Here is a 21,887-nt window from a genome sequence, read left to right on the forward strand (position 1 = left end):
TACGTATCTGTCTACTGGGCGCGGCGCAGGCGTTCGCGGCTGTTGCTCAGGTGCGTGCGCATCGCCGCGCGCGCGGCTTCGGCATCCTGGCGCATGATCGCGCTGTAGATGTCTTCGTGTTCCAGGTTGACGCGGGCCAGATAGGCCGCGCGGTCTTCGTGCGCGAACTTGGCCGAATTGATGCGGGTGCGTGGAATGATCGCCGACCCCAGGTGCGACATCAGGTCGGCGAAATAACGGTTGTCGGTGGACTGCGCCACCAGCAGATGGAACTGGAAGTCGGGCGTGATCGTGTCGCCGCCAACGTCCAGCGCGGCTTTGAACAGGTCAAGCGCGCGCCGCATTTCCTGCAACTGCACGTCGCTGCGCCGAATGGCGGCAAGGCCCGCGGCCTCGCTTTCCAGGCAAATACGCAGCTCTAGCAGCACCAGCACATCGCGCACCGTGGCGATGTCGGCCGGGTCCACCCGGAAGTCGACGCTGCCACTGGGCTCCAGCGCATACGTGCCCACGCCATGATGCGTTTCGACCAGGCCCGATGCCTGCAAGCGCGACAGCGCTTCGCGCACAACGGTTCGGCTGACGCCAAACTGACGCATGATCTCTGATTCGGTGGGCAGCTTGTCGCCAGGGCGGATTTCGCCACTGCGTATGCGTTCGGAAATGCTCTCGACCAAGCCTTGAGCCAGATTCCGGGGACGACGCTGCGGCAAGACAGGAGTATCGACAGGAGCGTTCATCAGGGTTAATCCGAAAATGAGTACAAAGGCTTGACGCTGAAATTTGCGGCTAATTATACTTTGCGCAAGTTGTACGACAACGTACCAGATACGTTCCCACTCCGCACCTTCTACCGAGCGTTGCGACATGAGCAGAACCGTCAACCCGCCGCCAGCGACCACCCGCTGCCAGCGTCTATTACTCACCGGCGCCGCCGGGGGCCTGGGACAAGTGCTCCGTCCCCGACTCAAAGCATTCACCGACCTGCTGCGCATATCCGACGTGGCGCCCATGGCCGCCGCGGGCGATGGCGAAGAAGCCGTCCCGTGCGATCTGGCCGACGCCGCCGCCGTGTCGTCGCTGGTGCAGGGCGTGGATGCCATCGTGCACCTGGGCGGTGTATCGGTTGAACGCCCGTTCGAACACATTCTTCCGGCCAACATCCAGGGCGTCTACAACCTGTACGAGGCCGCCCGCGTGCACGGCGTGCGGCGCGTGGTGTTCGCCAGCTCGAACCATGTCATCGGCTTTTACGAACAGGGCCAGCAACTGGACGCCAACGTGCCGCTGCGGCCCGACGGCTATTACGGCCTGTCCAAAGCCTATGGCGAACATCTGTCGCGCTTTTACTTCGACCGCTACGGCATCGAAACCGTGTGCCTGCGCATCGGTTCGTCGTTCCCCGAACCCAAAGACCGCCGCATGCTGGTTACCTGGCTCAGCTACGACGACCTGACCGACCTGGTCACGCGCGCGCTGTTCACGCCCGACGTCGGGCACTTGATCGTCTATGGCGCGTCCGCCAACCGAGACAGCTGGTGGCGCGACGACGCCGCAAAGGTGCTGGGCTTTGTGCCCAAGGATTCCTCCGAGGTCTTCCGTGCGCAGGTCGAAGCGCAGCCGCCACTGGCCGCCGACGATCCGGTTGCGCGCTACCAGGGCGGCGCGTTCGTCAAGGCCGGCCCGTTCCCCTTCCCCCCGGTTTCCACCAAGTAGGCGCCCCCATGCCCGCAATCGCCGAACGCGTTGGAGACATGCTGTGCGGCGTCGGAGAAAGCCCGGTCTGGCGCGCCAGCGACCAGACCTACACCTGGACCGACATTCCCCACAAAACGCTGTGGCGCTGGTCCCCCGCCAGCGGCGAATTCGCGCAATGGGCGCTGCCGCGGATGGCGGGCTGCATCGCCATGCGCGGCGCGGGCTGGCTATTGGGGATGGAAGACGGCGTGTACGAATGCGACGCGCTGCTGCCCGACGCACCTTGCCACCCGCGCCTGCTCGCGCCGGTGGCACACGCCGCGCCCGGCATGCGCTTTAACGATGGCCGCAACGATCGGCAAGGCCGCTTCGTGGCGGGCACGATGGTGATGGACATGGGCCGCGCGCTAGCGGCCGGCCGCCTGTATCGCTATAGCGCCAGCGCGCGCGACCTGACCGTGCTGGTGGATGACCTGATCGTGCCCAACGGCCTGGCATTCAGCCCGGACGGCAAGACGATGTACCTGTCCGATTCGCACCCGTCGCGCGCCATGGTGTGGGCGTTTGATTACGACGTGGACAGCGGCACGCCCCACAATCGCCGCCCGTTCATCGCCGCCTTGCCCGCCGGCCGCCCCGACGGCGCCGCGGTCGACGCCGACGGCTGCTACTGGATTTGCGGCAACGACGCCGGCCGCGTCTACCGCTACACGCCCGACGGCCGGCTGGACCAGACCTACACCGTTCCCGCTCGCAAGGTCGCCATGTGCGCCTTTGGCGGCGCGGGCATGGACACCCTTTTCATCACGTCGATACGCCCTGCCGACGGCGCCCCCGGCGCGCTGGACGGCGCCGTGTTTGCCCTGCGCCCCGGCGCGCGGGGCCTGGAGGAAACCGCAAGCGCCGGCTAGCACCCGACCGGGGCGGCATTAACGCGCCCCACGCAACGTAGGTCTGTACACGAAGAGCTTCGAGGCCGTCCTGGCCCATAACGAAACGCCGTACTCCAACCGGAGGTAGACATGCTGCGCCCCACCCTGACCCGCGCCATCCTGGCGGCGGCTGCCTTGCTGACCCTTGTTCCCCTGGCCAACGCGGCCGAGCTGCGATCAGCCGACATCCATCCCGACGACTATCCCACCGTACAAGCCGTGCGCCAGTTCGGCGAACTGGTCAAGCAACGCACCAACGGCCGCATCACCGTCAAGGTCTATGCGGGTGGCGCGCTGGGCAACGAAGACGATTCGATCGAACAGGTCAAGCTGGGCGCGCTGGCCATGGCGCGCGTGTCCAGCGCCGCCATGCACAACATCTGCCAGACCACGCGCGTGCCGTCGCTGCCGTTCCTGTTCCGTTCAAAAGAACATCTGCACAAGGTGCTGGACAGCGAGATCGGCGATCAGATCCTGCGGTCTTGCGAGGCGGCCGGCTTTGTCGGGCTGGCCTGGTACGACAGCGGCTCGCGTTCGATGTACACGCGCAACAAGCCCGTCAAGACGCTGGCCGACGCCAAGGGCATGAAGATCCGCGTGCAGCAGTCGGACTTGTCCGTCGCCATGGTCGAGGCCATGGGCGCCAACGCTACGCCCATGCCGATGGGCGAGGTCTATACGTCGTTGAAGACGGGTCTGGTGGACGCCGCCGAAAACAACTTCCCCAGCTACGAAAGCGCGCATCACTACGAAGTGGCGAAGTACTACGCGCTGACCGAGCACACCATGACGCCGGAGATCCTGATCTTCTCCAAGCGCCAGTGGGACAAGCTGGCGCCCGAAGACCAGAAGATCCTGCGCGAGGCCGCGCGCGAATCGGTGCCCTTCATGCGCAAGCTGTGGGACGAACGCGAACAAAAGTCGCGCGCCATCGTCGAGAAGGCGGGTTCGCAGATCGTGGACGTGGACAAGGCGTCTTTCCAGGGCGCGATGAAGCCGGTGTACGACCGCTTTGTCACCACGCCAGAAATGAAAGACCTGGTCGCGAAGATCCAGGCTGTCCAGTGAGGGCGACATGTTGGTCACACCCACGAATGAAACCGGTGTAGCAGCGGTGGGCCGGGCGCAAGCCCTGGCCGGCCCGCTGGACGCCTACACGCGCGGCTGCGCCCTGCTGGCGCGAGCCTGCATGTGGACCAGCGTGTTCGGGCTGGTCTGCCTGATCATCGCGGTCAGCTTGCAAATCTTCGGCCGCCACGTGCTCAACAGCACGCCCACCTGGGCCGAAAGCCTGGCGCTGCTGCTGGTGCTGTACGTCACCATGCTGGGCGCGGCGGTTGGCGTGCGCGATGCGGGCCATATCGGCTTCGAGTCGCTGCTGGAAGCGCTGCCTGCCGGCGGGCAGCGGCGCTTGCGCATCTTCATCCACCTGCTGGTGCTGCTGTTCGGCGTGCTGATGGCCTGGAACTGCGGCGTGCTGGCGGAATCGGTACACGCCTACAAGATCCCCAACCTGGGCATCTCGAACGCCTGGAAGTACATCCCCGCAACCCTGTCGGGCACCTTGATCGCGCTCTTTTCGCTGGAGCACATCATCGCGATCCTGCGCAACCATAAGGTGGTACCGGCATGGCGCTGACACTGCTTTCGTTTACGTTCATGGGCTTTTTGGTGATCGGCGTGCCGGTGGCCTTCGCTATCGGCCTGTCGTCCATCACCGCGATCATGGTCGAGGACCTGCCGCTGGCCGTGGCGTTCCAGCAGATGACCTCGGGCATGAACGCGTTCTCGTTCCTGGCCATTCCCTTTTTCATCTTCACGGGCGAGCTGATGCTGTATGGCGGCATCGCCGACCGCATCGTCAACTTCGCCAAGTCGCTGGTGGGGCATGTGCGCGGCGGGCTGGGCATGTCCAACGTGGTGGCTTGCACGCTGTTCGGCGGCGTGTCGGGCTCGCCGGTGGCGGACGTGTCGGCCATGGGGTCGGTGATGATCCCGATGATGAAGCGCGAGGGCTATCACGCCGACTACGCGGTCAACGTCACCACGCACGCGGCGCTGGTGGGCGCGCTGATGCCGACCAGCCACAACATCATCATCTACACCTTGGCGGCGGGCGGCAAAGTATCCATTGCCGCGCTGATTGCCGCCGGTGTCGTGCCCGCGTTGATCCTGACGCTGTGCAACCTGGCCGCCGCGTATTTCGTGGCACGCAGCCGGGGCTATCCGGCGGGCACCTTCCCCGGCTGGCACATCGTGTTGCGCTCGCTGGTGGCCGCCACACCGGGGCTATTCGTGGTGGTGCTGATCATCACCGGCATTCTCAGCGGCGTGTTCACCGCGACGGAATCGGCCGCGGTGGCGGTGTTGTACGCGTTGGCGCTGACGGTGTTCGTGTATCGCTCGTTGACCTGGGACCAGTTCGTGCGCGCGGCCAGCAAGGCGGTGAAGACGACGGGCGTGGTGTTGCTGCTGATCGGCATTTCGGCCACTTTCGGCTATCTGATCAGCTTTTACGGCGTGGCCGAAAAAACCGGCGAGTTGATGGCCTCGATATCGACCAGCCCGTGGGCCATCTTCCTGATGGTCAACATCATCCTGTTCGTGCTGGGCACGTTCCTGGACATGGCCGCCACCATCCTGATCTGCACGCCCATTTTCCTGCCGATCTGCATGCAGTACGGCATGGGGCCGGTTCAGTTCGGCATCGTCATGTTGCTGAACTGCGCGCTGGGCTTGAACACGCCACCGGTGGGCACCACGCAGTTTGTGGGTTGCGCCATCGGCGGGGTATCGGTGGGGACGGTCATGCGAACGATCTGGCCGTTCTATGGCGCGCTGCTGGCCGCGCTGGCGCTGGTGACCTACGTGCCCGCGTTCTCGCTGTGGCTGCCGGGCGTATTGCTTAACTGATCGCGCGACAAGCGGGACGGGCCGGATGGACCGGGCCGTTCCGCATCGGCCCGGCCGCCGGCATGCCGCCTGACGATCAGCGGCATGAAGAACAGCGCGGCCAGAAACCACAGCAGGGTCGCCGACCACAGCGTCTGGCTCAGGAAATGCGCGCCCTGCAAAATGCGCACCACTGAAAACAGCACGCCGGCCGACACGCCCATCGCCAGGCCCCACCAACGCCATGCAGGCCGTTTCAGCGCCCAGCCGAAAAAGTACAGGGTCAACATCGAATACCCCGCGCCCGCATGGCCGCTGGGCAAGGCGCCGCCCGCCCTGGCGCGTACCCACGTCCACCAGTGCAGCGGATACGGCGTGTAGCCGCCCAACGTCTCCAGGTCGTAAGGACGCGGCAGCGTCGTGTGGTGCTTGAGTTGATTGACCAGTACCTGTCCGACCAGGCATGTGGCCGCCAGCGCCAGCGCGGCGCCGCGCCACTGTCGCCACGCCGGCACGCGAAAGCTGGCGGCGACCACACCGACAGCGGCCAGGGCCACGCCGATGGGCAGCACCAGCACCAGGCGATGGCCCAGCATTTCCAGCAATCGGTTGGTGTGTAGGGGGAAATCGTTCAGCACCGGGCTGAACAGCGCATGCGCAATGCGCAGATCCAGTCCCGACACGTTGGTCCACCAGGCGGCGGCCGCCAAGGCCAACGTCACGCCGATCAGTTGGCTGCACAAATACCAGGCAAGCGTGGGCGCACGCGCCGGGAACAGCGGTGGGGACGGCATGGTGGCAAGGACCAGGGGACGGTTCGGGGAATCGCTGAGCTTAGCGCCCCGAAGGTCGAATAATCGTCAAATTCAGGTCTGTGTTTGCGGCGCAACAGCGGTGGAATGCGCGTCGAACCGCAGCAGGAACCGGGTGCCGCGCGATGCCGGCTCGCGCGACGATTCCACGGTAAGCAGCCAGCCCTGCATGTCGCAGACGCGCTTGGCGATGGCCAGCCCCAGGCCGCGCGCCGTCTCGTGCTGGCCGGCGGCGACCGTGTCGCGCATGCGGCCGCTGTAATAGCGGCGGAACAGGAAAGGCAGGTCGTCCGGCGCGATGCCCTTGCCGTCGTCGCTCAGTTCCAGCACGTCAGGCGCGCGAAACGTGGCGGTCAGCGTGGCCGGCGCGGCATGCTCGACGGCGTTGCGCACCAGGTTGCGCAGCACCGTCAACAAGGCGTAGCGATCCAGTGTCAACACATGGCCGGAGGCAATCTGATTGTCGAAACGCAGTTCGGCCAGCGCGCCCTGCGCCTCGTAGCCGCGCCAGGCGTCCTGCATGCATTCGGCGATGTCGACGGGCGCGGGCGGAAGCAGCTGGTCGCGCGCCATGGCGCGGGCGCTTTCCAGGCACACGATCACGTCGTCGACGTTGTCCACCACGCGCGTCAGACGCTCGCGTTGGTCGGCCGTCAACGCCTGGGTCAGCAGCATCAGCTCGCTGTCCGAGCGGATGGCGGCCAGCGGCGTGCGCACTTCGTGGCTGAGGTTGCCGGCGAATTCTCGCTCGCGCGCGATGGACCGGTCGACCTGGTTCTGCACGCGGTTAAAGGCTTCGATCAGGCGGCCGGCCTCGTCATCGCGGGTCACGGCCATGTCTGGCGCACCCGGCGCCCAGGTGGCCAGCCGGTCGGTCAGGTCCAGCAGCGGCCCCACCGCCACCCCCGCCACGCGGCGCGACAAGGCGTAGGCGCCCACGACGCAGATGGCGCCCACGCCCAGCACAATCAAGCCGAAATCATGGACGCGCTCTTCGTTGTCGGTAGCGTCGTACAGCAGGTACACCTTGCCCCGCCCCGTGTCGGCCACCATTACGTGCCAGGTATAGGCTTCCGGTTCGATCAGGTGCAGCCCGTTATCCAGTTCCATCACTTCGTCGGGTATGCCGGCCGGGCGCTGCCCAGCCACGCTCATCCAGGCGCGCATCGACCCGCCCAGCTCGCGCACGCCGTCGCGCGGCAGGAAGTCGTCGCTGCTGCGCGCATGCTGCACCAGGCGGTCCATTTCGGTGTTCAGGATGTCGTTGACCAGGTCGTCTTCCATCTGGTCAAACGTCAGGTAGGCCAGCAGCGCCAGCGCCGTCACGAATAGCGCGACGGTGCCAGTCAGCGCCCACACCACGCGCTGGGTCAATGTGCCGCCCGTGGCGCGCGTCATGGACATATTCCGTTCAGCGTCAGACGCCAGCCAGTGCCGTGCAGCGTTTCGATGCCGTCAAAACCGGCGTCCGCCAACGCGCGGCGCAACAGGTGGACCTGGCTGCGCAACGCGTCCGACGACGGGGGTTCGTTGCCCCACAACAGCGATTCCAGTTCTTCGCGCGCGACCACGCGGCCGGGGTCCCGCATCAGCGCGTCCATGATCAGGCTGGCCTTGCGCGTCAGATGCACGGGCTGGCCGTTGACCAGCACGCCCCGGCTGCGCGTGTCGTACTTGAGCGGACCGAATTCGCGCACCGCGTCCACCGTCGCCCCCTTGGCGCGCTGGATCAGCGCCAGCAGGCGGGCTTCGACTTCAAGCAGCGCGAAGGGCTTGGTCAGGTAATCGTCGGCGCCATGGGAAAACCCCGCCAGCTTGTCTTCCAGGCTGTCGCGCGCGGTCAGCATCAGGACGGGCACGTCGGCGCGCATGTCGGTGCGCAGCGTGTGCAGCACCGCGTTGCCGTCCATGCCCGGCAGGCCGATGTCCAGGATCAGCGCATCGAAGCGCTGCGCCTTCAGGCGTTCCAGGGCGGCGTGGCCGGTGTAGGCCACGTCGGGCAGGAAGCCGCGCGCCTCCAGGAATGAATACAGGTTGCCGGCGATGATGTGATCGTCTTCAACGATCAGCACCCGGTGATTTGCACCCGCCGCGGGGCTGACTGCCATGTTGTGGGCTCCCTGTTCAGTAGATCGCAAGTGGCGGCGCAAGCGCGCGCTAGGCTTGCAGGACCTTACCCGGATTCATCAGCCCTTGCGGGTCCAGCGCGCGCTTGATGCGGCGCATCAGCGCAAGCTCTACCGGGCTTTTGTAGCGCGGCAATTCGTCGCGCTTGAGCTGCCCCACGCCGTGCTCGGCGCTGATGGAGCCCTGATGCGCATGCACGCTGTCATGCACCACGCCATAGATCTCGCTTTGCAAGGCCAGTAGCTCAGCTTCGGTCTGGCCGGGCGCATTGGCGACGTTGTAATGCAGGTTGCCATCGCCCAGATGGCCGAAGATGACGTGCCGCACGCCCGGGAAGCGCGCTTGCAGCAGCGCGTTGGTCTTGTGCACGAAGCCGGCGATGGACGAGATGGGAATGGACACGTCGTGCTTGACGGACTTGCCCAGCTCGGCTTCGGCCAGCGGGATGCTTTCGCGCAGGTGCCACAGCGCCCGGCTTTGCGCGACGTTGGCGGCAATGGCGGCGTCGTGGATCAAGCCGGCGTCGATGGCCTCGCCCAGCACGGCCTCGAAGCGTTCGCGCGCGTGGGCCTCGCTTTCGCTATCGGACAGTTCAAGCAGCGCGAACCACGGCGATTCGGCGGAGTCGCCTTCGAAGGGCAGGCGCTGTTGCGGGAACAGGCGCACCACGCCTTGTAGGCAGGCGTTGCTCATCAGTTCGAAACCCGTCAGCGCGGCGCCAAAGCCAGCCCGCGCGCGGGACAGCACTTCAACCGCCTGGTCGATCGTGTCCAGGGTCAGCAGCGCGGTGCAGCTGGCAACGGGCCGGGGAAACAGTTTCAACGTGGCGGCGGTGATGATGCCCAGCGTGCCTTCGCTGCCGATGTACAAGTCGCGCAAGTCGTAGCCGGTGTTGTCTTTGCGCAGGCCACGCAGGCCATCCCAGATTTCGCCTTCGGCCGTCACCACTTCCAGGCCCAGCGTCAGGTCGCGCGTATTGCCGTAGCGCAGCACCTGCGTGCCGCCGGCATTGGTGGCCAGGTTGCCGCCGATGGTGCAGCTGCCTTCGGCAGCCAGGCTTAGCGGAAACAGCCGGTTCGCGCCCGCGGCAGCCTCTTGTACGGCTTGCAGGATGCAGCCCGCTTCCACGGTGATGGTGTCGTTGTCGATATCCACATTGCGCACTGCTGTCAGGCGGGCCGTGGACAGCACGACGGCGCGGCCGGTGTCGTCCGGCGTGGCGCCGCCGCACAGGCCGGTGTTGCCGCCCTGGGGCACCACCGGCACGCCGTGGCTCAGGCACAGCTTCACGGCGTCGGCCACTTCCTGAGTGGAGCCGGGCCGGATCACCGCCAGGGCCGACCCGCGATAACGGCGGCGCCAGTCCAGCACATAGGACGCGGCGTCCTCGCCGGTCAGCACATTCGTGAAACCCAGCAGGGACTGAAGATCGCTCAACAATGTCATAGGCGCCGCACAAGAAGGGGCCTGGGCGCGCCCAGGCACGGGTCTAGGGATGTGCGGGCTATTGTAGGGGTTCAAGGGCGCGGGCTGAAGCGCCGCGCTAGCCGACGGCCTGATCCAGCCGCGTGCCCGTCAGGCCGGAACAATAGGCGCGCGAGGCGATGCGGTTCATGAGGAAGGCGCGGTCGGTGCCGGCCGGGCCGGGCATTTCAGACAACGCCCGGTAGGCGCGGCGCAATGCCTCGCCCCGCGTGTCGCCGCAGACGAGCAGGCGGGTGCAGGGCAAGCGGCGGTCGACGCAGCCGTCGATACGCATTTCAAGCGCATGCGCGCCAACGGCATCAGGGCTGGCCACGATGGAGCCGGCATGCGGTTGCGCTTCGGCGCCAATCACGCGGAACACGCCGCTGCGGTCGTCCAGGGAAAATGCCACGGCGCCCATGCCTTGCCAGTTGCGGTCTCGGGCGACGTCGGCGGCAATGGTGCGCAACGCGGTTTCAATCGAAGACGGCAGATGCGGCGCCGGGCATTCGGCGATCAACACGCGGGCCTCGCGCCAGACGCAGCGTTCCCACGCGCGGCCGGCGACCATGTCGCCCGTCTCGGAAACAAATACATGGATATCAAGCCGGCGTTCACGGCCCGCGGCCGGCCCGGCGTAGTCCGTGGGAGGACCGCGCCGGCTGCTGGCGCCCCCCGATGACATCACAGTAGAAACTTTGGCACCCATGGCCTCTCCCGGTCTTTCTGCTTGCAGCGCAAGCGTATCACCTTCCCATGACAAGCAATTTGTGGGCCATGCCGCCGCAGCCCGTCGCAGATTCGAACCGCCCCCGCCCGCGCACCGGATCAAAGCGGCACGCTACGTGCTACGCACCATTTCAGGGCGGGCGCCACCCTTAAGACGCCCTACTGCTCCCGTCGGATGAGGCGCATGCGCCGATGGGGGATAATTCACTTTTCTTGCTTAACCCGGTCGGGTTTTGATATACGGGTTTACCACTAGACCCATCAAAACCAGCGCTGCAACCTTCTTCTTCAAGGAATCGTCGTGGGCAACAACAACACGCAATTTCCCGCTTCCGTCTTCAAAGCGTATGACATTCGCGGCACTGTGCCGGACCTGATCGATGCAACGTTCGCCCGCGCGCTAGGCGTGGCGCTGGCCGCCCGCGCACGCGAAGAAGGCGTGCAGACCCTGGTGGTGGGCCGCGACGGCCGCCTCAGCAGCGAAATGCTGTCCGATGCCTTGCAGGAAGGCATGCTGGAAGGCGGGGTCGATACGCTGGATGTCGGCATGGTGCCCACGCCGCTGGTCTACTTCGCGGCGAACATCATGCAGACCGGTTCCGGCGTGGCCATCACCGGCAGCCACAACCCGCCCAAGTACAACGGTTTCAAGATGATGATGGGCGGCCGCGCCCTGTATGGCGACGAGGTACAGGCCTTGGGCGCCGCCATGAACGGCGCGGCCTCGGCCCCGGCTGAACGCGCCGGCGTGCGCCGCCAGCTGGACCTGGTCGCCGCCTACATCGCGCGCGTGGCCTCGGGCGTGAAGCTCGCCCGCCCCATGAAAATCGCCATCGACTGCGGCAACGGCGTGGCCGGCGCCGTGGCGCCGCAGCTGTTCCGCGCGCTGGGCTGCGAAGTGACCGAACTGTTCTGCGAGGTGGACGGCACGTTTCCCAACCACCACCCGGACCCGGCCGAACCCAAGAACCTGCAAGACCTGATCAAGTGCGTGGCCGAAACCGACTGCGAACTGGGCCTGGCCTTTGACGGTGACGGTGACCGCCTGGGCGTGGTCACAAAATCCGGACAGATCATCTGGCCGGACCGCCAGCTGGTGCTGTTCGCGCGCGACGTGCTGGACCGCAACCCCGGCGCCACCATCATTTACGACGTCAAGTGCAGCCGCCACGTGGGGCTGTCCGTGGAAGCCGCTGGCGGCGTTCCGCTGATGTGGAAGACGGGCCATTCCCTGGTCAAGGCCAAGCTGGCCGAGACCGGCGCGCCGCTGGCCGGCGAGATGAGCGGCCACATCTTCTTCAAGGAACGCTGGTACGGCTTTGACGACGGCCTATACACCGGTGCGCGCCTGCTTGAAATCGTGTCGCGCCAGGCCGACGCCTGCGCGCCGCTGGAAGCGTTGCCGCAGGATGTATCCACGCCCGAGCTGAAGCTGGAAATGGAAGAAGGCCAGCCCTTCGCCCTGGTCAAGGGTTTGCAGGACCACGGCCAGTTCCCCGACGCCCGCCGCGTGCTCACCATCGACGGCGTGCGCGCGGAATACGCCGACGGCTTCGGCCTGGCCCGCCCGTCCAACACCACGCCCGTTGTCGTGCTGCGTTTCGAGGCGGAAAACGCCGAGGCGCTGGCCCGCATCCAGGCCGACTTCCGACGCGAACTGGGCAAGCTCGCACCGGAAGCGACATTGCCGTTCTGATTGCGTCCATGTCGCTATCCAACAGCCCGGCCTGGCAACAATTCTCGGCAGCCGCCAAGGCCGCGCCCCTGCGCGGCGAGCAGCTCAGGGTCGTCAACGCCCCGGGCCTGCGGCTGGACCTGAGCACCCAGCCGCATTCGCCGGCCTTGCACGCGGCGTCCGAGGCGCTGCTGGCGCAGCAGAACTTCGACGCCGCCCGCGCCTTGTTGTTCGACGGCGGCCACGCCAACTGGACCGAGGGCCGCGCGGCCTGGCATACCGCCCTGCGCGCGCCCAACCCGCCCGCCCCGGTGGCCAAGATGGTGCAGGCCGAACGCGACCGCTTGCGCGAATTTGTACGCGAAGCGGATCGTGCCGACCGCTACGGCTACGTGCTGCACCTGGGCATCGGCGGCAGCGACTGGGGGCCTCGCCTGGTGACGCGTGCCTTGCGCCATGGCGGCGCCCGGCGCGAAGTGCGATTCGCATCGAATGTGGATTCGCATTCCGTCGCCGACGCCATGAGCCGCCTGGACCCGCACGACACGCTGGTCATCGTCGCGTCCAAATCGTTCACCACGACCGAGCCGCTGGCCAACGCCGAAGTGGCCATGAACTGGCTGCGCGAAGCCGGCGTGGCAGACCCGATCAAGCAAGTGGTGGCGATTACCGCCAACGTGGAAGCCGCGCTGAACTTGGGCATCCTGCCCGACCACATCTTTCAGATCTGGGACTGGGTGGGCGGCCGTTATTCGTTGTGGTCCGCCATCGGCCTGCCCATCGCGCTGGCGCTGGGCAACGACGCGTTTGACCAGTTGCTGGCAGGCGCGGCGGCCATGGACGAACATTTCCGCACGGCGCCCCTGGCCGAGAACGCGCCGGTGCAGATGGCGCTGGCGGGCGTCGTCAACCGCAGCGTGCTGGGCTATGACTCGTTGGTGATCGCGCCGTACGATTCACGGCTGTATCACCTGGTGCCGTGGGCGCAGCAGTTGGAAATGGAGTCGCTGGGCAAGGTCGCAACGGCCGACGGCAGCCCCGTCGACGTGCCCACGGGACCCGCGATCTGGGGCATGTCGGGCACCGATTGCCAGCACACGTTTTTCCAGTGGATGCACCAGGACGCGATGGGTGCACCCGTGGATTTCATTTTGTGCGAACAGCCGGACCACGCCTACGCCCGCCATCACGAACTGCTGATTGCCAACTGCCTGGCGCAGCGCTCGGCGTTGCTGCGCGGCAAATCCCTTGACGAGGCGCTGGCGGAAACGTCCGCCACCGAAAGCGATCCGGCGCGCGCGCGATGGCTCGCGCAACACCGCGTTCATCCTGGCGGGCGCCCGTCTACGCTGATCGTGTTGCCGCGCCTTGAGGCCTACACGCTGGGCGCGTTGCTGGCGATGTACGAACACAAGGTGTTCACGCAAGGCGTGATCTGGGGCATCAACCCGTTCGACCAGTGGGGTGTGGAATTCGGCAAGGCGCTGGCCAAGGGCATCATGCGCGAGCTGGATTCGCCGCAGCCCAGCCAGCAGGACCCGTCGACTCGCTTCTGGATCGACGCGATCGCGCGGCGGCAATAGGCGGACAGCGCGGCAGCGCGGGACGCTGCCGGCGCTCGACATGGCACGGGCTGGGATTGCCTGATACTGCCCGCGCGTCGATGGCGGCCTTGGGCTAGCCGCCAGCCGCGCGCCGCCCCAGCGCGTCGTACAGCTCAACATGCACGCGCGCAACCTGACGGATATCGAACTCGCGTTCGGCCAGCTCGCGCCCCGCCGTGCCCATCGCCTGGCGCAGCACGGCATCATCCGCCAAACGCGCGATGGCGTCCGCCAGCGATGCGGCATCGCGCACCGGCACCAGCAAGCCGGTCTTGCCGGGGTCGATGGCATCTCGGCAACCGGGCACGTCCGTCGTGACCACCGCGCGCCCGCAGGCCGCGGCTTCGATCAGCGATTTGGGCAGCCCTTCGCGATACGAAGGCAGCACGGCGATATGGCTGGCGGCGTACAAATCAGCGATGTCCGAGCGTTCGCCCAGCGCCTGCACCGCGCCTTCGCGCTGCCAGGCCTCCACCTCTTCTTGCGTGGCCGACGTGGGGTTGCCCGCGTCCACCCCACCCACCAGCTGCATCGTGACGGGCACGCCGCGCTTGCGCAGCAGCGATGCCGCATCGACAAATTCACGCACGCCTTTGTCGCGCAACAAGCGCGCCACCATCGTGACCACGACGGGCGGTGACGGCGGTTCGGGCGACGCGCGATAGGCATCCAGGTCCACCCCCGCGCCACGGATCATGACGACCTGCTCGTCGCGCACCGCGCCCAGCGACTTGAGCAGGTCGCGATCATTGGCGTTCTGAAAAATCACGCGGCTGTTCGGATGGCCCAGCGCCACGCGGTACAGACGCGCCACCACGGCGCGCACCAGGCGCATCTTCAATGAGTTCGACAGGAACACGAAGCCCAGCCCCGAGATCGCCGCCACCATGCCCGGCACGCGGGCCAGCCGCGCGGCAATGCCGCCGTACAGAACCGGCTTGATCGTGACCAGGTGCACCACGTCCGGGCGCACGCGGCGAAACAGGCGCACCAGCGCGCGCAACGTGCCCAGTTCCTGCAAGGGATGCTTGCCGCTGCGCGTCATGGGTATGGCGTGATGCGTCATGCCCAGCGCCTGAATGTCGGCCACCGCCGGGCCATCCATCGTGGCCACGTGCACGTCATAGCCCGCCTGCTGCGCCGCCAGCGCCACCGGCACGCGGTGCGACATGAAAAACGCGGGGTTGTTGACCACAAACATCAGGCGGCGACTCATGCCTTGGCTCCAGAAATACGGCGCCATACGGCGATGTAACGTTGCACCATGCGTGCCAGATCAAAGTTTTCCAGCACGCGCGCGCGGCCGGCTTCCCCGGCGCGGCCCGTCCCCCGCGCGGCGACATCGCACAGCGCGGCTTCGATGCCCCGCGCCAGCGCTTCGGCTTGTTCGGGCGGCACGACGACGCCGGTGTCGGCAACGATGTAGGCGGCGTCGCCCACATCGGTCACCACGCAATAAACGCCGCACGCCATGGCCTCGGCCACCACATTGGGAAAGCCTTCGGCGCAGCTGGACAGCACGTGCAGGTCCAGCCCGTTCATCACGGCGGGCACGTCGTCGCTGGGGCCGGCCAGGATGAGGCGGTCGCGCAGGTTCAGCTTGTCGATCAAGGCAGCCAGTTCGGGGTTGTCGGGCGTCATGCCGCGTCCAACCAGCACGCAGCGCAAGCCGCCGTCACGCCCGTCGCGCACCAGCGCGGCCACGGCGCGCAGCAGGTTGGCGTGATCTTTCAACGGGTCCCAGCGGGCCACGCTGCCGATCACGGGCGCGTCTTCGGACAGGCCCCATTGCGCGCGCATGCGCGTGCGGGCCTGGGCGTCCGGCGCATAACGCGAGAGGTCATAGCCATTGGAAATGACGACCATGCGGTCGCGCCGGTAGCCCTTTTCGGCATGGCGTTCGGCGGCGTTCTGCGCCGCGCACACGATGGCGCGCGGCACGCTGCCGGACAACAACGCGCAAGCGCGCAAGACGATGCGCGCCGACCGGCTGCTGCGTTCCAGGTGTTCGCCGGAATTGCGGATGCCCCAGGCAATGGCGCGCACGCCGGCCAGCCGCGCGGCCAGGCCACCGATCAGGTCGGCGTGATACATCCAGGTCTGCACAACGTCGGGACGCGTGTCGGCGATCAAGCGGCGCAGCGCCATGAAACCGCCCAGGCTGACGCGGCCGCGCTTCATGCCCAAGGCATGCACCGCGACGCCGGCATCGCGCAGGCGCTGGCCGTAGATGCCTTCATCGGTCAAGGACACGACGGTGTGCGACACACCCGCTTCCGGGTACGTCGCCAGACGCAGCAGCACCGATTCCGCGCCGCCCTGGCCCAGGCCGGTGATCACGTGCAGCACATGTAATGCCGGGGTGCTCATCGCCCCTCCCGCACCGCGTCGAACAGTTCGTCCCATTCCGACAGCACGCTGGAAAGCGCATAACGCTGGCGTACGGCGGACGCGCCGCGGTCGCCCAATTGCCGACGCAAGAGCGGGTCGCTCATGATGCGTTGCAAGGCGTCGCGCAAGGCATCGCGGTTGCCGGTGGGCACCAGCAGGGCGTCCTGCCCGTCGCGCGTCATTTCGCGCGGGCCGCTGGGGCAATCGAAGGCCACACACGGCAAGCCCAGCGACATGGCTTCCAGCAGCACGTTCGGAAACCCTTCCACCAGCGAGCTAAGCACGAAGGCCTGGCCACGCGCCAGTTCTTCCCACGGAGTTTCGGTACGGCCTGGCAGGCTGACCCGCGCTTGCAGGCCCAGCTTGGCAACCTGCGCTTCCAGCGCCGCGCGTTCCGGGCCTTCGCCCCAGATGCGCAGATTCCAATCGGGATGCGCTGGCGCCAACTGCCCGAACACGTCGATCAACAGATCGAAGCGCTTGTCGGTCACCAGGCGGCCCATGGCCAGCAGTTGGCGTGGGCCGTCACCGTCGTGCTGCACCACGCGCGGCGCTTCTAGCAAGGGCGCGGGCAAGGGGTTGGGGATGACAGCCAGGCGCTTGATGCCCGGCACCTGGCGCGAGAACGGGCCGGCGGTGTCTTCGGCCTGCACCGTCACCATGTCGGCGCGCGGATACAGCAGCCGGCGCAGCCGGCGCCACACGGTGCCCGTCGTGGTCTCGGCCACGGGGTTGGTACGTTCGCAGACGATCAGGGGCACGCCCAGGCCCCGCGTGGCCAAAATGGCGGCCACGTTCACGTTGGTCAGGAATGACACGACCACATCGGGCTTGGTGTCGCGGATGTGTTTGCGCAGGGCCATCAAGCGCTTGAACGCCGCCATCGCGCCCGAGGCGCGGGTGCCGGCGATATCCGCCAGCCAGGCCAGCTGGACCTTGTCGGACAACGGATAAAAGCACGTGCCCTTGGACGAATAAGTGGGCGTCAACGTGACGGTATCCCCGCGTTCGGCCCATGCATTCACCAGCGTGGCGGCCACCCGTTCGGCGCCGCCCGCGTGCATGGAACTGACCAACATCAGAATTCTCATACGTCAACGACTCCCAATCGTTCCCCCTTGATCCGGTGCTGCACGATAACGATCCAGCCAGGCCTGCATCATCAACACGCCCCACAGGTGGCTGTCCCAGTTGCGATGGCCCGAGGTGTGTTCACGCCATTTGCGCAGGATGGGCTCGGGTTCGAACCAGCCTTCCTGGCGCAGCCGCGCGGGGTCCAGCAACGCATCGGCCCATTCGCGCAAGGGGCCGCGCAACCAGGCGGCCAGCGGCACGGCAAAGCCGCGCTTGGGGCGGTCCACCAGCGCCTGCGGCACATGGCGATGCAGCACCTGGCGCAGCAGCCACTTGCCCGTGTTGCCGCGCACCTTGTATTGATGCGGCAGACTCCAGGCAAATTCATACACGCGGTGATCGATCAGCGGCACGCGCGTTTCCAGGCTGACGGCCATGGCCGCGCGGTCAACCTTGACCAGGATGTCGTCCGGCAGATACGTGACCGTGTCCAGCTTCATCATGGCTTCGAAGGTTGACCCTTGCATGTCGCGCGCGAATTCCGACACGGGCTCCACGCCGCCCTTGACCACCTGCGACGGCTCCGGCCAGTACGACACGAAGTGGCGATAGAAATCCCCGCGCGAATCGGTGCGCAGCAGCTCGCCCAGCTTGCCGACCTTGCCGCGCCAGGCGCCGCGCCCGGGAAGTTGGGCCGAGGCGGACAGCAGCGCGCCGGCCGGCTTGCGCAGCATTGCGGGCACACGCTCGCATTGTTGCCACCAGTTGTTCACGCGGAAATAGCGCGAGTAGCCGCCGAAGAGCTCGTCGCCGCCGTCGCCGGACAGCGCCACGGTGACGTGCTGGCGCGCCATCTTGGTGACCAGCGACGTCGGGATCTGCGAGGAATCCGCGAACGGTTCGTCGTACATATCGGCCAGCGACGGCACCACCGCCAACGCATCGTCGGCGGTCACGTAAAGCTCGGTGTGATCGGTGCCCAGGTGCGTGGCGACGGCCTTGGCGTGCTGCGCCTCGTCGTAGCCTTTTTCGTGGAAACCGATGGCGAAGGTGCGCACGGGCTTGGCGCTTTGCGCCTGCATCAATGCCACGATGGTCGACGAATCGATGCCGCCCGACAGGAACGCGCCCAGGCTGACGTCTGACAGCATCTGGCCGCCGACCGCCTTGGACAGCACGCCTTCCAGCGCCTCGGCGGCTTCGGCATCGGTGCCGAAGGACAAGGGCGCGCGCGCCGCCGCGTCGGCGGCTTCACGAGCGGACCAGTACACGCGCGGTTCCGGCATGCGGCGGCTGCGAGTGTCGTCGGCGGTGAATTCGATCCACGTTCCCGGGGGCAGCTTATTGATGCCCTGGTAGATGGATTGCGGCGCGGGAATGTAGTTGTGGCGCATGTACGAAGCCAGCGCATTGCGATTCAGGTCGCGGCCGAATCCGGGGATGGGCATCAAGCCCTTCAACTCGGAGGCAAACACCAGCTCGGCGCCCGAATAGCCGTAGTACAGCGGCTTTTCGCCCATGCGGTCGCGCGCCAGCATCAGCTTGCGCGATGCGCGATCCCACAGCGCGATGGCGAACATGCCAACCGCCGCTTGCAGCGTGGCTTCGATGCCCAGCGCGGTAAAACCGGCCAGCAGCGTTTCGGTATCGGAATGGCCGCGCCAGGTGGGCGCCAGTGCCGATTGCTCCAGCTGCTTGCGGATGTCCATATGGTTATAGACCTCGCCGTTGAACACCATCACGTAGCGGCCGCAAGCGGACGTCATGGGTTGGTGGCCGGCTTCGGTCAGGTCCAGGATGGCCAGGCGCACGTGGCCCAGCGCCACTTCGGCTTCCGGGTCTTCCCAGAAGCCGTTGCTGTCCGGCCCGCGATGGCGGATGCGGCGGCAGCTTTCGGCCAGCAACCGTTCCTTGTTCCCGATGGGGCCCCAAATTCCGACTATTCCACACATGATGAGGTTCTCGTGGTCACCGTAGCAACGGCGTGCCGCAGGGCCTAGCGGCCCGATTCGCGCACGCCGTCAAAAAGTTCTTTCCATTGCTGCAACACGCGCGCGGCCGAGAAACGGTCGCGCACATCGGTTGCCGCTTGCGCCATCCGCTGGCGCCTTGCGTCATTTTCCATGACTTCGGACAGCGCCTTGCACAGCGCCTGCACATCGCCGTTGGGCCGCACCAGCACGCCGTCGATGCCGTCGCGCACAATCTCGCGCGGGCCGGTATCGCAATCGAACGACACCGCCGCCAGGCCGCTGGCCATGGATTCCAGCAAGGTGTTGGACAGGCCTTCAAAGCGCGAAGTCAGCACGTACAGGTCGGCGCTGTCGTACCAGTCGCCCACGTTGCCGGCGCGGCCGGGCATCGAGATGCGCTGGCCCAGGCCCGCCTGGTCGATCTGTGCCTGCAACGCGCCGCGTTCATGGCCTTCGCCCAGGATAACCAGATCCCAGTCCGGATGCGACGGGGCCAGGGTGGCGTAGGCCTGGATCAACAGGTCGAAACCCTTGTCGGCGTGCAGACGGCCCACGGCCAGCAGACGCTTGCGATCAGGCGCCGGGTTGGGCGCCAGCATGGGCTCGGCACGCGGCAACGGCCAATGCACCGGGTTGGGGATGACGGCCAGGCGCGAGCCCGGCACGTGGCGTTCGATCCAGTCGGCCGTGCCACGGGTCAACGCCACCACACGGGCGGCGCGCGGATAGGTCATGCGACGCAGGCGCTGCCACAGGCCAGACAGCGTCTGCGACGGCGGATGGGTGTGTTCGGTGGCGATGACGCGGCAGCCCAGCCCCGAGGCGGCCAGCACCGACAGCACGGACGCCGTGGTCATCATGCCCAGCACGATGTCCGGCCGAAATGCCTTGATGACGCGGCGCAACGCGCGCACGCGCTGCACGTTGCTCCAGATGCCGCGCAGCCCGCCGCCCTCGCCCGCCGTGTTCAGCACTTCGCGGCGCACCTTGGGGTGTAGCGCGTAGACGTCGCCGTCGGCGTTGGCCTGCGTTACGACCATGACCTCGCGGCCCATGCCAGCCCAGTGCGCGCTCAGGTCGGCGGCAACGCGTTCAGCGCCCCCGCCATGCAGCGAATGGATAAACAGCAGCACGCGCAGCGCGCGGCCGGAGTCGGCTTGCGACATTCAATCGGCCTCCTTGGGTTCAGCCTTGCGCATCGCCACCACCAGGTAGCAGGCGAAGGACAGCACATACATGAGGCTGGTTGCCAGCATGATGCCGGCCGCGCCCATCTTGGGCGCCAGCACGGTGTTCAACACGGCCTTCAGCGCGAAGTTGGCCACGGCGATGGCGGCCATGATGCGGTAGCGATTCTGGCTGGCCAGCAATTGCACCAGGATCAACACACCAAAATAGAAAGGCAGTTGCAACAGGCCCCAACGCAAGACGTGCGCCACGGCCTCGGTGTTCTCGGCGGTGAAGGCGCCGCGCTGGAACAGCACGGACACGCCCCAGGGCGCCAGCACCCAGCCGATAGCCACGGCCACCGCGCCCGCGCCCACCATCAGCACGGACCATTTCAATGCCATGCTGCGCGCGCGGTCGGTATCGCCGCGCGCCTGCACATCGGCCAGCACGGGCAACGCGGCGCGCCCGACCGACACCGCGCCGATGCCCAGCAGCAGCGACAGCAGCCGGCTGGCGTAACCCAGCGTGGCGTTGGCGTTGGCGCCCAGGTTGGCGGCGGCGTATTGGTCCAGCGGGCCGACAAAGCTCATGGCCACCTGGCCGATCAGCATCACGCCGGCCGCGCCCATCAGTTCGGGCCAATGCGGCGAACGCAGCGTCAGGCGCGGCGCGCCCCAGAAGCCGCCATCGGCGCGCGCGGCCAGCCAGGCCAGCCAGACGGTCTGGATGGCGTAGCCCACCAAGGTGCCCCACAGCAGCGGGCCCACGCCGTCGGCGCTGACGGCCAGCATGACCCAGGCCAGCGTGGCCACGGCGGGCACGCTGTCCAGCAAGGTGTTGACGTGGCGTTCGTGCGCGCGCAGGCGCGCGGCACTGATGCCCGCGATCAGCAGCAAGGCGGACACCGGGGCGAAGGCCACCAGCAGGTCGCCCGTCATGCCGCGCACGCGCTCGGGCAAGCCCTTGCCCAAGGCGTCCACAACGTACGGCCAGGCAAACCAGGTGGCTATCGCCAGCGCGACACCGGCCGCGGCAACCCAGCCTTGCAGTTCTTTGATGAATTGGTCGCGCTCGGCATCATCCGCGCGGCGCAGGCGCACCAGCACGGGGATCAGCACCACTGACAGCACGCCCACGATGGTGACCGGCAGCCAGGTGGCCATGGTCATCGTGAATTGGTAGGCGTCCACGGCGTCGCTGACGCCGTAGCGGTACGCCACCGCCATCTCTTTGATGGCGCCGGCGGCCTTGCCCAGCAGAAGGAACACCGCCACCCGGAACGCGCCCTTGAAAATGCGCTGATGGTCCGGGTGGATGTTGCCGAGTTTGCGGACGAGTGCTTTCAA

19 protein-coding genes are annotated in these 21,887 nt (G+C 66.9%); 7 read left to right on the top strand and 12 right to left on the bottom strand.

Annotated elements, in window-relative coordinates; translation table 11 throughout:
- Positions 1-11: 11 nt before the first annotated feature.
- Positions 12-740 (bottom strand): FadR/GntR family transcriptional regulator, encoded by a 729-nt coding sequence (locus KYT87_RS25190; protein WP_046805065.1) that lies wholly within the window; start codon positions 738-740, stop codon positions 12-14.
- Between the two features lie 127 nt (positions 741-867).
- Here KYT87_RS25190 and KYT87_RS25195 point away from each other — a divergent pair, with 127 nt between their 5' ends.
- From KYT87_RS25195 to KYT87_RS25215, 5 genes are all read left to right on the top strand, one after another.
- On the top strand, positions 868-1,716 hold the full coding sequence (locus tag KYT87_RS25195) for an NAD(P)-dependent oxidoreductase (protein WP_219991128.1): 849 nt from the start codon (positions 868-870) through the stop codon (positions 1,714-1,716).
- A gap of 8 nt (positions 1,717-1,724) precedes the next feature.
- Positions 1,725-2,609 (top strand): SMP-30/gluconolactonase/LRE family protein, encoded by an 885-nt coding sequence (locus tag KYT87_RS25200; RefSeq protein ID WP_219991129.1) that lies wholly within the window; start codon positions 1,725-1,727, stop codon positions 2,607-2,609.
- 111 nt (positions 2,610-2,720) lie between these two features.
- Positions 2,721-3,698 (top strand): TRAP transporter substrate-binding protein, encoded by a 978-nt coding sequence (locus KYT87_RS25205; protein WP_046805068.1) that lies wholly within the window; start codon positions 2,721-2,723, stop codon positions 3,696-3,698.
- Positions 3,699-3,705: 7 nt separating this feature from the next.
- Positions 3,706-4,269 carry a TRAP transporter small permease gene (locus tag KYT87_RS25210; RefSeq protein ID WP_219991130.1) on the top strand — a complete coding sequence of 188 codons (564 nt, stop codon included), beginning with the start codon at positions 3,706-3,708 and terminating at the stop codon, positions 4,267-4,269.
- Entirely contained in the window at positions 4,260-5,543 is a 1,284-nt protein-coding gene (locus KYT87_RS25215) for a TRAP transporter large permease (protein WP_046805069.1), read from the top strand. The genes KYT87_RS25210 and KYT87_RS25215 overlap by 10 nt, the downstream gene beginning before the upstream one ends.
- On the opposite strand, the gene KYT87_RS25220 is transcribed toward KYT87_RS25215, so the two are convergent.
- The 5 genes from KYT87_RS25220 to KYT87_RS25240 form a co-directional block, all read right to left on the bottom strand.
- Complete coding sequence (locus KYT87_RS25220) at positions 5,495-6,316, bottom strand: phosphatase PAP2 family protein (protein WP_046805070.1); 822 nt, start codon at positions 6,314-6,316, stop codon at positions 5,495-5,497. The two genes, KYT87_RS25215 and KYT87_RS25220, sit on opposite strands and share 49 nt — an antisense overlap.
- Before the next feature lie 72 nt (positions 6,317-6,388).
- Positions 6,389-7,732: a HAMP domain-containing sensor histidine kinase gene (locus tag KYT87_RS25225; RefSeq protein WP_219991131.1), complete on the bottom strand. Its 1,344-nt coding sequence runs from the start codon at positions 7,730-7,732 to the stop codon at positions 6,389-6,391.
- Entirely contained in the window at positions 7,729-8,442 is a 714-nt protein-coding gene (locus KYT87_RS25230; RefSeq protein WP_046805072.1) for a response regulator transcription factor, read from the bottom strand. Before KYT87_RS25230 ends, KYT87_RS25225 begins: the two co-directional genes overlap by 4 nt.
- A gap of 49 nt (positions 8,443-8,491) precedes the next feature.
- Complete coding sequence (locus KYT87_RS25235) at positions 8,492-9,907, bottom strand: FAD-binding oxidoreductase (RefSeq protein WP_219991132.1); 1,416 nt, start codon at positions 9,905-9,907, stop codon at positions 8,492-8,494.
- Positions 9,908-10,004: 97 nt separating this feature from the next.
- Positions 10,005-10,634 (bottom strand): BPTD_3102 family carboxylase-like protein, encoded by a 630-nt coding sequence (locus KYT87_RS25240; RefSeq protein ID WP_219991133.1) that lies wholly within the window; start codon positions 10,632-10,634, stop codon positions 10,005-10,007.
- A 321-nt stretch (positions 10,635-10,955) separates the two neighbouring features.
- On the opposite strand from KYT87_RS25240, the gene KYT87_RS25245 reads away from it, so the two are divergent.
- Together KYT87_RS25245 and pgi are read left to right on the top strand one after the other, a co-directional pair.
- Positions 10,956-12,350 (top strand): phosphomannomutase/phosphoglucomutase, encoded by a 1,395-nt coding sequence (locus KYT87_RS25245; protein WP_046805075.1) that lies wholly within the window; start codon positions 10,956-10,958, stop codon positions 12,348-12,350.
- An 8-nt stretch (positions 12,351-12,358) separates the two neighbouring features.
- The gene (gene pgi, locus KYT87_RS25250; protein ID WP_219991134.1) at positions 12,359-13,912 is read left to right on the top strand and encodes a glucose-6-phosphate isomerase; all 1,554 of its coding nucleotides are present in this window, start codon (positions 12,359-12,361) and stop codon (positions 13,910-13,912) included.
- A gap of 94 nt (positions 13,913-14,006) precedes the next feature.
- On the opposite strand, the gene KYT87_RS25255 is transcribed toward pgi, so the two are convergent.
- Genes KYT87_RS25255 through murJ form a run of 6 tightly spaced genes read right to left on the bottom strand, consistent with a single transcriptional unit; the run spans position 14,007 to position 21,887 of the window.
- Positions 14,007-15,149 (bottom strand): glycosyltransferase family 4 protein, encoded by a 1,143-nt coding sequence (locus KYT87_RS25255; RefSeq protein WP_046805077.1) that lies wholly within the window; start codon positions 15,147-15,149, stop codon positions 14,007-14,009.
- Complete coding sequence (locus tag KYT87_RS25260; protein ID WP_219991135.1) at positions 15,146-16,303, bottom strand: glycosyltransferase; 1,158 nt, start codon at positions 16,301-16,303, stop codon at positions 15,146-15,148. Before KYT87_RS25260 ends, KYT87_RS25255 begins: the two co-directional genes overlap by 4 nt.
- On the bottom strand, positions 16,300-17,415 hold the full coding sequence (locus tag KYT87_RS25265) for a glycosyltransferase family 4 protein (RefSeq protein WP_219991136.1): 1,116 nt from the start codon (positions 17,413-17,415) through the stop codon (positions 16,300-16,302). Before KYT87_RS25265 ends, KYT87_RS25260 begins: the two co-directional genes overlap by 4 nt.
- A 3-nt stretch (positions 17,416-17,418) precedes the next feature.
- Positions 17,419-19,350, bottom strand: a complete 1,932-nt coding sequence (gene asnB, locus KYT87_RS25270) for an asparagine synthase (glutamine-hydrolyzing) (protein ID WP_046805080.1) — start codon at positions 19,348-19,350, stop codon at positions 17,419-17,421.
- Between the two features lie 44 nt (positions 19,351-19,394).
- A complete protein-coding gene (locus tag KYT87_RS25275; RefSeq protein WP_219991137.1) occupies positions 19,395-20,537 on the bottom strand; it encodes a glycosyltransferase family 4 protein in 1,143 nt (380 codons plus the stop codon).
- Positions 20,538-21,887, bottom strand: a complete 1,350-nt coding sequence (gene murJ, locus KYT87_RS25280; protein WP_046805082.1) for a murein biosynthesis integral membrane protein MurJ — start codon at positions 21,885-21,887, stop codon at positions 20,538-20,540.

It is taken from the genome of Achromobacter sp. ES-001 (genome assembly GCF_019448355.1).
GTDB classification, from domain to species: domain Bacteria; phylum Pseudomonadota; class Gammaproteobacteria; order Burkholderiales; family Burkholderiaceae_B; genus Achromobacter; species Achromobacter spanius_B.

Coding starts and splice junctions, on each gene's coding strand:
- KYT87_RS25205 (WP_046805068.1), top strand. CDS start 2,721: ATGCTGCGCCCCACCCTGACCCGCGCCATCCTGGCGGCGGCTGCCTTG.
- KYT87_RS25230 (WP_046805072.1), bottom strand. CDS start 8,442: ATGGCAGTCAGCCCCGCGGCGGGTGCAAATCACCGGGTGCTGATCGTT.
- KYT87_RS25225 (WP_219991131.1), bottom strand. CDS start 7,732: ATGACGCGCGCCACGGGCGGCACATTGACCCAGCGCGTGGTGTGGGCG.
- KYT87_RS25255 (WP_046805077.1), bottom strand. CDS start 15,149: ATGAGTCGCCGCCTGATGTTTGTGGTCAACAACCCCGCGTTTTTCATG.
- KYT87_RS25190 (WP_046805065.1), bottom strand. CDS start 740: ATGAACGCTCCTGTCGATACTCCTGTCTTGCCGCAGCGTCGTCCCCGG.
- KYT87_RS25235 (WP_219991132.1), bottom strand. CDS start 9,907: ATGACATTGTTGAGCGATCTTCAGTCCCTGCTGGGTTTCACGAATGTG.
- KYT87_RS25240 (WP_219991133.1), bottom strand. CDS start 10,634: ATGGGTGCCAAAGTTTCTACTGTGATGTCATCGGGGGGCGCCAGCAGC.
- KYT87_RS25200 (WP_219991129.1), top strand. CDS start 1,725: ATGCCCGCAATCGCCGAACGCGTTGGAGACATGCTGTGCGGCGTCGGA.
- pgi (WP_219991134.1), top strand. CDS start 12,359: ATGTCGCTATCCAACAGCCCGGCCTGGCAACAATTCTCGGCAGCCGCC.
- KYT87_RS25275 (WP_219991137.1), bottom strand. CDS start 20,537: ATGTCGCAAGCCGACTCCGGCCGCGCGCTGCGCGTGCTGCTGTTTATC.
- KYT87_RS25210 (WP_219991130.1), top strand. CDS start 3,706: ATGTTGGTCACACCCACGAATGAAACCGGTGTAGCAGCGGTGGGCCGG.
- KYT87_RS25215 (WP_046805069.1), top strand. CDS start 4,260: ATGGCGCTGACACTGCTTTCGTTTACGTTCATGGGCTTTTTGGTGATC.
- KYT87_RS25260 (WP_219991135.1), bottom strand. CDS start 16,303: ATGAGCACCCCGGCATTACATGTGCTGCACGTGATCACCGGCCTGGGC.
- KYT87_RS25220 (WP_046805070.1), bottom strand. CDS start 6,316: ATGCCGTCCCCACCGCTGTTCCCGGCGCGTGCGCCCACGCTTGCCTGG.
- asnB (WP_046805080.1), bottom strand. CDS start 19,350: ATGTGTGGAATAGTCGGAATTTGGGGCCCCATCGGGAACAAGGAACGG.
- KYT87_RS25195 (WP_219991128.1), top strand. CDS start 868: ATGAGCAGAACCGTCAACCCGCCGCCAGCGACCACCCGCTGCCAGCGT.
- KYT87_RS25265 (WP_219991136.1), bottom strand. CDS start 17,415: ATGAGAATTCTGATGTTGGTCAGTTCCATGCACGCGGGCGGCGCCGAA.